General features: G+C 38.2%; 14 protein-coding genes. 12 read left to right on the plus strand and 2 right to left on the minus strand.

What is annotated here, in order from left to right; all coding sequences use genetic code 11:
- Positions 1 to 71 precede the first annotated feature (71 nt).
- From N2257_01765 to N2257_01815, 11 genes are read left to right on the plus strand one after another with little or no spacing between them, the layout of a single operon-like run.
- Positions 72 to 1,970 carry a cytochrome c3 family protein gene (locus N2257_01765; protein ID MCX7793123.1) on the plus strand — a complete coding sequence of 633 codons (1,899 nt, stop codon included), beginning with the start codon at positions 72 to 74 and terminating at the stop codon, positions 1,968 to 1,970.
- A gap of 3 nt (positions 1,971 to 1,973) precedes the next feature.
- The gene (gene gspG / locus N2257_01770) at positions 1,974 to 2,432 is read left to right on the plus strand and encodes a type II secretion system major pseudopilin GspG (protein MCX7793124.1); all 459 of its coding nucleotides are present in this window, start codon (positions 1,974 to 1,976) and stop codon (positions 2,430 to 2,432) included.
- Positions 2,374 to 2,862, plus strand: coding sequence for a prepilin-type N-terminal cleavage/methylation domain-containing protein (locus N2257_01775; GenBank protein MCX7793125.1), 489 nt, complete (start codon positions 2,374 to 2,376; stop codon positions 2,860 to 2,862). The genes gspG and N2257_01775 overlap by 59 nt, the downstream gene beginning before the upstream one ends.
- A complete protein-coding gene (locus N2257_01780) occupies positions 2,852 to 3,226 on the plus strand; it encodes a type II secretion system GspH family protein (protein MCX7793126.1) in 375 nt (124 codons plus the stop codon). Before N2257_01775 ends, N2257_01780 begins: the two co-directional genes overlap by 11 nt.
- A gap of 49 nt (positions 3,227 to 3,275) precedes the next feature.
- Entirely contained in the window at positions 3,276 to 3,863 is a 588-nt protein-coding gene (locus tag N2257_01785) for a prepilin-type N-terminal cleavage/methylation domain-containing protein (protein ID MCX7793127.1), read from the plus strand.
- A complete protein-coding gene (locus N2257_01790) occupies positions 3,860 to 4,741 on the plus strand; it encodes a general secretion pathway protein GspK (protein ID MCX7793128.1) in 882 nt (293 codons plus the stop codon). The genes N2257_01785 and N2257_01790 overlap by 4 nt, the downstream gene beginning before the upstream one ends.
- A 1-nt stretch (position 4,742) precedes the next feature.
- Positions 4,743 to 5,798, plus strand: coding sequence for a hypothetical protein (locus N2257_01795; GenBank protein MCX7793129.1), 1,056 nt, complete (start codon positions 4,743 to 4,745; stop codon positions 5,796 to 5,798).
- Entirely contained in the window at positions 5,795 to 6,274 is a 480-nt protein-coding gene (locus N2257_01800) for a hypothetical protein (protein ID MCX7793130.1), read from the plus strand. The genes N2257_01795 and N2257_01800 overlap by 4 nt, the downstream gene beginning before the upstream one ends.
- A gap of 53 nt (positions 6,275 to 6,327) precedes the next feature.
- The gene (locus N2257_01805) at positions 6,328 to 7,029 is read left to right on the plus strand and encodes a hypothetical protein (GenBank protein MCX7793131.1); all 702 of its coding nucleotides are present in this window, start codon (positions 6,328 to 6,330) and stop codon (positions 7,027 to 7,029) included.
- Complete coding sequence (gene der / locus N2257_01810) at positions 7,026 to 8,330, plus strand: ribosome biogenesis GTPase Der (protein MCX7793132.1); 1,305 nt, start codon at positions 7,026 to 7,028, stop codon at positions 8,328 to 8,330. The genes N2257_01805 and der overlap by 4 nt, the downstream gene beginning before the upstream one ends.
- Before the next feature lie 51 nt (positions 8,331 to 8,381).
- Positions 8,382 to 9,245 (plus strand): RluA family pseudouridine synthase, encoded by an 864-nt coding sequence (locus N2257_01815; protein ID MCX7793133.1) that lies wholly within the window; start codon positions 8,382 to 8,384, stop codon positions 9,243 to 9,245.
- A gap of 264 nt (positions 9,246 to 9,509) precedes the next feature.
- Here N2257_01815 and N2257_01820 read toward each other — a convergent pair whose 3' ends face one another.
- Together N2257_01820 and N2257_01825 are read right to left on the minus strand one after the other, a co-directional pair.
- Complete coding sequence (locus N2257_01820) at positions 9,510 to 10,214, minus strand: GNAT family N-acetyltransferase (GenBank protein MCX7793134.1); 705 nt, start codon at positions 10,212 to 10,214, stop codon at positions 9,510 to 9,512.
- Complete coding sequence (locus N2257_01825; GenBank protein ID MCX7793135.1) at positions 10,211 to 11,146, minus strand: glycosyltransferase family 2 protein; 936 nt, start codon at positions 11,144 to 11,146, stop codon at positions 10,211 to 10,213. The genes N2257_01820 and N2257_01825 overlap by 4 nt, the downstream gene beginning before the upstream one ends.
- A gap of 29 nt (positions 11,147 to 11,175) precedes the next feature.
- Here N2257_01825 and N2257_01830 point away from each other — a divergent pair.
- Positions 11,176 to 11,695, plus strand: a 520-nt coding sequence (locus tag N2257_01830; GenBank protein ID MCX7793136.1) for an aminotransferase class I/II-fold pyridoxal phosphate-dependent enzyme, incomplete at its 3' end; no start/stop codon positions are given.

An 11,695-nucleotide genomic window follows, 5' to 3' on the forward strand; every position in this document is an offset into this window, starting at 1 on the left:
GCTTAATCCAAAATCTATACTGCTAGCAAAATAAAAACCTTGCAGGCTTGCTTTTATGTTAAAATCTTTTCATGGGTCTTGGAAGGATAAGTGACCTTACAAATCCAAAAACACTTGTCCTTTTCTTTTTACAATTCTTTCTTATAATAGCATTTCTTGGCTATCGCTACTACATGGACTCCTCAGAAACATGTATCAAATGCCATGGAGACAGGGAAAAGATGGAAGAACTCGGTTATCCCGGGTTTTATATGACCGAAGAAGAAGTTAAAAAGGAAACAGGACACAAGCATGCAACCTGTAGGGACTGCCATCTTGGAAATGGAAGGACAATGGATCCTGAGAAGGCACACAGGGGACTTTTAAGACCATTGTTCATAAGTCATGCCGGAGAGGTCCTTGAAAGAAAAAAACTCTATAATAAATCAGAAAGTGAATTAAACAGACTCCTTCCAATGGGGAGTGACAGACTCTTTGAACTCCTTCCAAAGAAAAAAGATCAGGAAGGCAATTTATACATCCGTCCAGAGGTAAGAAATCTCCTCTGGCATGACAGGGATCCTGTGACCTTTAATTTTGACCCCGAGATTGCAGAGAAGACCTGTTCAAAATCTGGTTGCCATGTAGAGGAATTAAGGCAATTCAGAAAGACCATTATGGCAAGAAATTTCAGACAGAGGACTATGAGGACATGGCTTGAACCCTATGGACCTCACAACTGTGGCCCATCCTTTGCAGATCCACCACCTCCTCCTGTACTTGAAAGCACTGAATTTGATTTCAATAACATAGAAAGAATCCGGCAAGAATTAAACATAGAATTCACAAAAGAACAGGCTTTGACAAAACAGAAATTCTGTAATGTCTGCCATGCAGGATGTCTTGACTGCCATTACACACCTGGGAAAAATGGAAAGGTTCATTCATTCACAAAGAAACCTGATTCTTATTCCTGTGCCGGATGGGGAAGGGGTAATTCCATATGCCACCCTGGTGCCATGCAGTCCAGAAGAGGAGCGACATATATTGGAAATGATTACTCAATCCCTCGGGGCATGGAACCAGACATACACTTTAAGAAAAACATACACTGTACTGACTGTCACCAGACTGGTGAACTCGGAATGGGTGATATGGAGAGGAAGGCAGGCTGCCAGGACTGTCATGTGGAGATAGAGGAAGCTCATGAAAAATCTATTCATAAAAATCTTACATGCACAGCATGCCATGTAAGGCGTGCAGGTGGCTATCAGATAACAGTTTGGGGGAGGGGCATTGTTGGTGGAAGGGATAATCCCTTTAAAAAATACTCTCTTTATTATGGAATTCAGGAGCCCCTTATATTAATGAAGGACCAGAAGGGAAAGTGGTTTCCTGCAAAAATCTGGCCCCATGCAGTAGGAAATATAAAAATCGATGTCATACCATCAGGAATAAAATTCCGCTGGCCTGATGGAAGTACAAGAGATATGTATGCAATAATGGGAACCTTTGATGGCCTACCTCAGGCAAACAGGCATCTTCTCTGGCTAGAAATTCAGGAAGTGAGCCACCCCTTAGGAAAAGCCCGTAAATGTGATGACTGTCATAAGGAAAAACAGATCTCCCTTTCCAGCTGGGAGTTTCAGGACGACCAGGGTGCTGAGCCCTTCAGGGGTTCCTACAGGATATTTGCTGATAAAAATGGATTGATAATAGAAGAAATGAAAAATACGACGCCCATAAGACTACTTGAGGGATACAGGCTTGAGGACTTTGCCTCGTGGGTTTACCTGAAGGATAAATGGAAAATAGAAGGAGATTTTTCAATAAAGACAGATGAAAAAAAATATATAAAATATCTCAGGCTTGATAAAAAAATAAGAAAGACTCCTGTAGCTGAGCTCAGAGAAAGGCTAGGTATAAAGGAAAGACTGAGACCAAATATCATAAAGGCTATTGCCATACATAATCCTGATGGACTAAAATAATTCATGAAGAAACTTCAGAAATTCTACAAGCTTAAAGAGAGGGAAGGCTTTACCCTGATTGAGGTACTTGTTGTTATATTTATTCTGAGTATCCTTGCTGCAATTGTTGCACCAAAAATAATAGGAAGAACTGATGATGCGAGGATAGCAGAGGCAAAGCTCCAGATTAAAAACTTCGAGACAGCACTAAAGCTCTTTAAACTTGACAATGGCTTTTATCCCTCAACAGAACAGGGACTTGAGGCATTGATAACAAAACCCACCACAGGAAGGATTCCACCTAACTACAGAGAAGGCGGTTATCTTGAGCAGAAAAAGATTCCCCTTGATCCATGGGGAAATCCCTATATCTATCTCAGTCCTGGCATACATGGAGACTATGATATAATCTCCTATGGTGCTGATGGAAAAGAGGGAGGAGAAGGAAAGGACGCTGATATCACAAACTGGAACATTCAATAAAGGATTTACCCTTATCGAGATAATCACAGTCATTTTTATCCTATCTATTGCTATTGCAATTGTCCTTCCATCAATTAATGTAGAAAGATCTATAACCTATGAAGTAAAGAGATTTGCCGCTCTTCTTAGATACATGCTTGATGAAGCAGCAACAAAAAAGGAGGTCCTCCATCTTACCATCGAGATCCCTGAAAAAAGGGTGATCTATGAAATCGCTGAAGGCAGAAAGGAGGAATCCTTTAATTATTTTACAGCGGTAAGGTCTTCTTCAAGAGGAGATATTAGGGACTCTATACTAACTTTATTTTTCTATCCTACGGGAGTGAAAGAGAATTTTATCTTTACATTTCAGAATCGAAAGGAAAAGTATGAGGTAAATATAAATCCCATAAGCAGAAGGGTCAAGATAGAAAAGATTAATGAATTTTAATTGGAAGAGCACTATTTTCACTGACATGTATAAGGATTCGGGTTTCACCCTCATAGAGGTACTCGTGAGTCTCGCTGTGGTGGGCTCTCTTGTGGTTGTCCTTTACAGTCTTCTTTATCATATGAATCTAAATCTTGAACATGAAGACCTTCTAAGAGCCACACTTCTTGCAAAGGAAAAAATCTATGAGGAACCACTTAAAAAAGAATCAGAGGAGGGCAGATTTCCTTCTCCCTACGATAAATTTTATTACAGAAAGACTATCATTGATACACCCTTTCAGGGCATAAAGATATTAAGACTCACAGCAGGCACAGATAGAGACTTGGTAACAATGGAAAGATTCATAAGAAAGATTGAATAGATACCCGGTAAAAACTAATTAAAGGTTAATAAGAATGAGCACCCTGCCATTGATAAAGCATCTTCTAACTTTAAAAAGAGGTTTCACCCTTATAGAGGTTCTTGTTGCATTAGCCATTGCCTCCATTATCTCAGTAGCACTTTTCAGCATCTATATCTCAATAGAGAATAATCTTTCTCAGATAGAAGGAAGGTCACTAAGGTTTCAGGAGGCCAGGAATTTACTTGAGATGCTTTCAAGGGAGATATCCTCAGCTTATTTAAACAGAGATGATCAGAGAACATTCTTTGTTATAAAAGATAGAGATATCTTTGGAAAACCTGCCTCAGTCCTGAGTTTCACAGCCTTTAAAGAAAGGGGTCTGATGAGTATCAATTACGAGGTTAAGGAAAGGGATAAAAGACTTATTATTGTAAAGATAGAGGGACCTGCCTTCAGGCAAGAGAGAATGGAGGCAGAAATCATTGAGGATATTGAAGGATTTCTGGTTGAGATTCCTGACAAAGGTAACCCCCTCAGGACATGGGACAGTGAACTTACAAAAAGACTTCCCGAAAGGATCAGGATAACTATCAGGATTAATATTAACCAGAGAAAGATTGAGCTAACTGAGACAGTTTTCCCGAGGCTCAGATGAAGAGGGAGAAAGAGAAAGGATTTATACTCATTCCAGTTCTACTTGTGTTTACTGTTATTATTGCTATGGTAGGAGACTTTTCCTATGAGATATTTGTGAATACAGTGAGTCTTAAAAATTATGTTATATCACAGAGGCTCTCTGTACTAGGCAGTTCTGCAATGGATTTCGCCATTGAACATATAAGCAATTATATGAAGGGACTTCAGTATACAGATCAAAGGGAGATTATCCTTGAACTTTCGGGATTTATTGATGAAGAAGGGTTGAGTCTTGTCGTTATTTTGAGTGATGAGAATGCAAAATTTAATATTAATTCTCTCTATACCCACAGTAGCATTGATAAGACCAGGGCACGTGAAGGCCTCAGAAAGCTTTTCCATAAGCTCAAGGTAGATGAAGCAATTGCTTATACCATCTCCGACTGGATAGACAGGGATAGCGATGAGGAATATCCGGGTGGAGAAAGGTTTTCAAAAAACAGGGGTCTTTACAGTATTGAAGAACTACTCCAGATACCGGGTATAAATGAAGAAATATACGATAAACTCAAACCCTATGTGACCTGCTATACTGATGGAAAGGTAAACATAAACTCTGCATCAGTTGAAGTCCTCCTTACTATGGATGGAATAACAGAGGCTATTGCAGAGGCTATTATAAATTATAGAAATGAAAGACCCTTTGAAAAACCTGAAGACCTCAAAAATGTATCAGGCATAAGTCCGGCAATTTATCAGTCCCTTCAGGGAAGATACACTGTAAAGGCATTGGTTTATGGAATCACTATAAAGGCTGAACAATCAGGAATAAAGAAATTAATTCACGGAGTTGTTAATCCAGAGATATTAAGATTAAAATATTACAGGGAAGAATGAGATGGCAAGGATTCTATTCATTGACATTGATAAAGAATTTAATATAATCATTTCTGAAAAAAACAGAAGGGATTTTAAAGTCCTAAGGTCTGTAAAACTCAAGAAAGAAGAATTTCACAGGATAAAAGCTGAAATGAATTCAGGTCTGTCCGGACTTAAGACCCCTCGTTGTTATATCAGTCTGCCCCTGAGCAACTTTAATTTCAGGATAGTAGAGCTTCCCTTCAGGGAAGAGGATAAGATAAGAGAAGTTCTTCCCTTTGAATTAAAAGAAAAGATCATCGAACCCCTTGAGAATTTTGTCTGGGATTTTTTAATACTTCCCTCTGAAAAAGAAGATACCCAGAGGGTTCTGGTTGTTTATACAAAAAAAGATGAACTAACTTCTCTCTTAAGGACTCTTTCAGATGTAGGGATCACACCCGATGTAATTAGCTCATTTTCTTTGAGATATGTAATTGAAAAAGGTTTAAAAACAGAAGATCTGCTCAATCCGCCGGACTATAAAGACCACCTGCCAGAACTGATTAGAAAGGAATCTGAAAAACCCCTTATAAACCTTCTTAAAGGTGGCCTCGGTATCACTCTGGAGAGGGAGAATATTTTAAAAAGAATTAAGATAACGAACGTCCTTCTTATCCTTCTTCTCTCAGTCCTTATTCTTGCCTATACTGTATCCATAAGGAGAAACTATTCAGAAACAGAGAGGCTCCGAGCTCTTATTGCCGAGGAATACAGAAAGGAATTCCCGCAGGAAAGGATAAAGGACGAATTACTTCAGTTAAAATCCCACCTGAAAGAGATAAAAGAGAAAAAAGATATACTTACAGGAATACCGGTAACCGAGCTTCTGAAGAAGATAAAACCTTCTGGAGCCATTACTATTGATTCAGTAGATATAGATTCAAGGAGTATTACCATTAAAGGTGAATCAAGAGACCTTGCAGGAATTGAGGCCTTTAAGGAAAAGTTAAAAGAAGGTTTCAGAAATCCTGCTATCCTTGAAAGCGGACAGTTTTTAAATAAATTCAGATTTACTATAAAAGCTGAGAGATGATAAAGGAATTTTACAGAACAGCCATCCTGATATTTCTTGTTCTTACAGTTTTAATAACAGGCATTTTTATAAAGATAAAAACAGAAAAGGAACTGGCCTATCAGAAAAAGAGACTTAGCGAGTTCCGTATCCTTTTGACCGAATACAGGAATATCAAAGAAGAACTTTCAAAAATAGACAAAAGGACAGGCGGTAAAGCCCTCATTGAGGAGATAAATTTACTTCTCCATACTACAGGCTTAAAGGGAAAGGTCAGGTCACTTAAAGAAGCTCAGAAGAAAGAGACATCCTTCGGTATAATTGAAGAGACTGAGCTTGTTATGGAAAGACTCACCATGAATGAACTTGTAAATATCCTTTATCATGTAGACCAGAGACATTCTCTTTCAATAAGCCGTATAAGCATGAAAAGATCCTTTGATTCTCCAGAGTTTCTAAATCTCACAGTCATGCTCTCAGGCCTGAAAGGGAGATGATGCCTGCTTTTAGATTACTTAGGTACCTTGTCTTAATACTGATTAGCCTGGCAGTGATGATAGAAGGGCTCTGGCTCATTGCTATACCAGAAGAGCTTGTAAAGGAAAAATTGCTTTCCTTTATCCCGCCGGGCATAGAGATTGAGATCGATGGTTTGAAGAAGAAGATGATACCAGGGCTTTATATCCAAAGGGCTGTTTTAAAAGCTGGTGATACAGAGCTTATACTTAAGGAAGTCTCTGCATCCATTAAACCTTCTCTACTAGTGGAAAGGCCTGGCATAAAAATAAAGGCAAATAACAGTATAATCCAGGGTAGTGTATATTCTGCAGGAGATGCGGTGATAAACATAGATGGTTTGAGGCTTAGTGAAATCAAAAACCCTTATGTGAAAGGAGACTGTATACTTTTCCTTATTTCAGAGATAAAAGGGCAGAAGGGTTGGATAGAATTTTCTTGCAAAAATGCAAGGCTTGAACCTTTCAAAGAAGATAAACTCTATATACCGCTTAACCTCATAGATAATATCAGTGGAAGGATAAATATTGATGGTAAAAATTTGACCATTGAATCAGTAACCTTTTCAGGAAAGGATATTTATGGAAGGATAAAGGGCACAATTGAAAATAAGCTTGCTGACCTTATCATTGAACTAATGCCTGAAAAGGAACTGAACAGTTCTCTCATGCTATTAATGCCAGGAGCAATGGTCTCACCTGGATACTTTAAAATAGAGATAAAAAGGAGATTATGAAACTCCCTCTGGTTGCCATCGTTGGAAGGCCTAATGCGGGGAAATCCACCCTCTTTAACAGGATCATCAGGCAAAAAAAAGCCATAACTGAAAAAACACCCGGTGTTACCCGTGACAGGATAGAGGCACAGGCAGAATGGGATGGCAGGAGATTCATACTTGTTGATACAGGGGGTTTTACCGATATTGAAGATACAATAATGGCACAGGTACGAAAACAGGCACTTTTTGCTATTGATGAAGCAGATGTGGTGATCCATCTGCTTGACTCAAAGACAGGAGCAACACCAGAGGATATGGAATTAATGCGTTTTCTCAGGGAGAAAAATAAAAAGACCATCTTTGCGGTCAATAAAATTGACACACCTTCAAAAAAAGACCTTATCTACGAATTTTACAAACTCGGTGATGAACCTATGCCTCTTTCTGCCCAGACTGGATATGGTATTGAAGAATTAATGGAGAGAGTTCTTTCGTTACTGCCTGAAAAAAAAGAGAAAGAGACTGTAATTCTTCCAAAGATTGCAATTGTTGGAAGACCCAATACAGGAAAATCCACACTGGTTAATACCCTCCTTGGAAAAGAAAGGATGATAGTGAGCCCTGAACCGGGAACAACAAGGGACTCTGTTGATTCTATCTGCAGATATTACGGTAAGGAATACATTCTTATTGATACTGCTGGCATAAGAAGAAAGGCAAGGATTGAAGATAGTATTGAGTTCTATTCTGTTACGAGGGCAATGAGAAGTATAGAAAGGGCTGATGTGGTAATTCTACTTTTAGATGCCCTTGAAGGGATTACTGATCAGGACCAGAAGATAGCAGGCCTGATAAGGGAAAATAATAAATCCGCAATTGTAGCCTTCAACAAATGGGATAAGGTTGAAGAGCCCGATAAGAGGCTTAAATTTCTTCTTTCTGAATTCCAGAGAAAGTTGCCCCATCTAGACTATGCACCCATTCTTACAATATCAGGACTTGAAAAAAAGAGAGTAACAAAAATATTTCCTCTCATAGATGAAATACTCGCAGAAAGGAAGAAAAGAATAACCACCGGAGAATTAAACAGGATTTTGAAAAAGATAAAAGAAGAACTCATGGTGCCGGCATACAAAGGGAAGGAAGTGAAGATTTATTATCTTACCCAGGCAGAGACAGAACCACCGGGATTTGTCCTTTTTGTAAACTTCCCTCAGGCAATAAAGGAACATCATAAAAAATATATAGAAAATCTGCTCAGAGAAAGCTTTGGTTTTAAAGGAAGTCCCGTAAAGATTTATATAAGGGAGAGTAGGTAGTTACTGTTATGTTAATTTTGAGGATCTATAAAAGTTTTAGTAAAATAAATAATGATAGTGACAGTTAAAAAAAGCGCCTCTCTTCAGGAATTTCTCCTTAGCCGGGGTTTTAAGAGAAACAGGATAAGACAGCTTCTTAAATATGGCTCAATATATGTAAACGGAAAGTCTGTCAGAAGATATGACCATCAGCTAAAGGAGGGAGACAGGTTATCCATAGAGATCAAAAAAGACGCCTCAGAGATACTACAGAGATTTAAAATAAAAATAATCTATGAAGACAAACATATCATAGTTATTGACAAACCTCCTGGACTACTGAGTATTGCCACAGAAAAAGAAAGGGAAAGAACAGCCTACTACATACTCAATGAATATCTTAAAAATAAAAATGAGAGGGTCTTCATTGTACACAGACTCGACAGGGATACCTCGGGGATTATGATATTTGCTAAAACCGAAGAGGCAAAGAGGCTGCTGCAGGCAGGCTGGAATGAAGCGGAAAAGACCTATATCTGTCTTGTGGAAGGAAGACTCAAAGAAAAAGAAGGTATAATCACTGGGTATCTTAAAGAGACAGATACCTTTCTTGTTTATCCAGTAAAAAGCAGGGTAGACTCAAAATATGCTGCTACAGAATACAGGGTCTTAAAGGAAGGCAGAGATTACTCCCTTCTTGAGGTAAAACTTCTTACAGGAAGAAAGAACCAGATAAGGGTTCATCTTTCAGCCATAGGTCATCCAGTAGCTGGTGATAAAAAATACGGTGCAAAGACAGACCCGCTCAGAAGACTCTGCCTTCATGCAGAAAGCCTCTCCTTCAAACATCCTGTTACAGGTAAGTTTTTTAGACTAGTGAGCAAAAGTGGATTTTTGGAAAAACTTTTAGGCCAAAAGAAAGGATTAAAAGAATAGGTAATATGAGAATTTAGAATCTCTATACTTTTGCTTACAATTTTTATCAAATTCTAAAGGAAAATTTTTGCTTCTTTCTGAGAGAATCTATTTTTTAACCTTCATAATCTCTATCGTTTTAATAAATCTATCAGGAGTGTGACTATTAGGATACTCCGGTGTAATATTGATGATAGGATATGTTTCTGTCTTTAAAAATTAAAGGTGAACACCATTAAGTCTATTTCTCCATTTTTTAAATTTTAATCTTTCAGTAAAGTAATTTTACACTATTTTACTTAATACAAAATCACAGGTTTCAATCTTAAAATTCATGGAATTATAAAAATTCATGGCATTAATATTATTCAACTGAGTTCGCACTTTGACAGTAAAAATATCTTCATCTTTAAACCATCTTAAAGCCTTCTCTACAAGAGCCTTACCCAGTCCTTTACCCTGAAATCCACGCGCCACACCGACAAGAACGATCCTGCCAGTATCTTTTTCTTTTTTGCAGGAGATAAAGCCCTTTTTAGGTATCCATAAAACAATATCAGCACTTATACCTTTTACAGAATTCACTATCCAAGTCTCAAAGAATTTATCTGCCTCCTTTTTTTTAAAAAAAGGATCCCTGTAAAAACGGCTCTCCTTAAAAAGGCCTTTAGCAATCTTTTTCAGACCGGGTATATCCTTTTCTTCAGCTTTCAATACCCGGTCTTTAGCAGGATCGCCAGAAAATTTAAAGGTCCTTGTATCAGTGACCCATGTAATTCCTATGTCAGAAAGATAAAATCCACTCATGGTTAAAGTACTTATTAAAGCAATATCAAATGATGAAAGTCTGCAGATAAGATAATCGAATCCTTTTTCTTCTGCTCTCTTTATTTCTTTCTTAATTGAACTGAAGGTGAATTTTTCAGATATGATGAGTTCACCGATCTTTCGCCCAAAAAAATTGCTATCCCAAGATAATTCCTTTATCACTGGAGCAAATCTCTTATTATATAGAGAGGTCTTCTCTGCACTTCCTGATAGGTTCTTCCAAGATATTCACCAAAGATACCGAGCACTAAAAGCTGAATTCCGCCAACAAAGAAGATCGAGACAATAATTGAGGCATAACCAAGAACAGGAATATTATATGCTATCTTTCTGTAAATAAAATAAATACCTGTTAGAAGGCTTACAAAAGAGCTAAGGAGACCTAAATAGGTTGCAAGTCTTAAAGGCACAATAGAAAAAGATGTTACAGCGTGAAAGGCGAGCCTGAAAAGTCTTGGTATATTATATTTGCTCTTCCCTCTCAATCTTGGATTGTGTTTTATTTCAACCATGGCCGCATTAAATCCAGCCCATGCCATCATACCGTGAATAAATCTTGAATATTCTCTCATTTCCTTTAAAACATCCACGAGCCTCCTGCTCATAATCCTCAGCATTGTCTGGCCGGCTGGCATGTCAACACCTGAAAATCTTCTTAAAATCCACCAGAAAATAAAAGATGTAATCTTTTTAACAACAGGATCATGTCTCTCCTTTCTGATACCGTAAACTAAATCATATCCCTCTTTAAACTTTTCATATAGCTTAGGTATCTCTTCAGGTGGATCCTGAAGGTCTCCATCCATCAGGATTACGGAATTGCCCTTTGCATGGTCAAGACCTGCTGTTATTGCAATGTGATGCCCGAAGTTTCTTGAAAAACTTATCCCTTTTACTCTTGAGTCTCTTTGGTGAATATCTTTTATCACTTCCCAGCTTCTGTCCTTACTGCCGTCATCAACCATTATTATCTCATAAGCACCAAGTTTCCCCATGACAGCGCTAAGTCTCTCATATAATTCATAAATATTGTCCTCTTCATTGTAAATAGGAATGATAACTGAAAATTCAGGAGATACTTTTGGCTTTTCCATTGTCCCCATGGATTATATTATAATATATAATGCATAAAATTGAGTTCTTTAAACACAGTATTGAGGAAAGTGATATCCAGTCTGTTAATCAGGTCCTCAGGTCAATATTCCTCACAACAGGTGAGAAGGTAAAAGAATTTGAAGAAAAATTCTCCTCCTATCTCGGCTCTAAATATACCATTGGAGTAACAAGCTGTACTGCTGCCCTTCATCTAAGTCTGATTGCAGCTGGTATCAAAGAAGGAGATGAGGTCATAACCACTCCAATGAGTTTCTGCGCAACTGCAAACTCAATACTTCATGCAGGTGCTAGACCTGTATTTGTTGATGTGGAAGAAGACACAGGCAACATAAATGCAGAGCTAGTGGAGAGAGCTATCACGGAGAAAACCAGGGCTATCATACCGGTACATCTTTACGGACAGATGGCTGATATGAAGAGACTGAGAGAGATTGCTGACAAACATAATCTTATACTTATAGAGGATGCTGCCCACAGCATTGAGGCGGAAAGAGATGGTGTAAGACCGGGACAGCTCTCCTTTACAG

This window comes from Thermodesulfovibrionales bacterium, assembly GCA_026417875.1.
Lineage (GTDB): Bacteria > Nitrospirota > Thermodesulfovibrionia > Thermodesulfovibrionales > CALJEL01 > CALJEL01.

Bases quoted from the DNA above. Each gene is read 5' to 3' on its own strand.
- N2257_01765 (MCX7793123.1), top strand. From the start codon at position 72: ATGGGTCTTGGAAGGATAAGTGACCTTACAAATCCAAAAACACTTGTC.
- N2257_01800 (MCX7793130.1), top strand. From the start codon at position 5,795: ATGATAAAGGAATTTTACAGAACAGCCATCCTGATATTTCTTGTTCTT.
- N2257_01795 (MCX7793129.1), top strand. From the start codon at position 4,743: ATGGCAAGGATTCTATTCATTGACATTGATAAAGAATTTAATATAATC.
- N2257_01780 (MCX7793126.1), top strand. From the start codon at position 2,852: ATGAATTTTAATTGGAAGAGCACTATTTTCACTGACATGTATAAGGAT.
- N2257_01825 (MCX7793135.1), bottom strand. From the start codon at position 11,146: ATGGAAAAGCCAAAAGTATCTCCTGAATTTTCAGTTATCATTCCTATT.
- N2257_01775 (MCX7793125.1), top strand. From the start codon at position 2,374: ATGGAAAAGAGGGAGGAGAAGGAAAGGACGCTGATATCACAAACTGGA.
- gspG (MCX7793124.1), top strand. From the start codon at position 1,974: ATGAAGAAACTTCAGAAATTCTACAAGCTTAAAGAGAGGGAAGGCTTT.
- N2257_01815 (MCX7793133.1), top strand. From the start codon at position 8,382: ATGATAGTGACAGTTAAAAAAAGCGCCTCTCTTCAGGAATTTCTCCTT.
- der (MCX7793132.1), top strand. From the start codon at position 7,026: ATGAAACTCCCTCTGGTTGCCATCGTTGGAAGGCCTAATGCGGGGAAA.
- N2257_01790 (MCX7793128.1), top strand. From the start codon at position 3,860: ATGAAGAGGGAGAAAGAGAAAGGATTTATACTCATTCCAGTTCTACTT.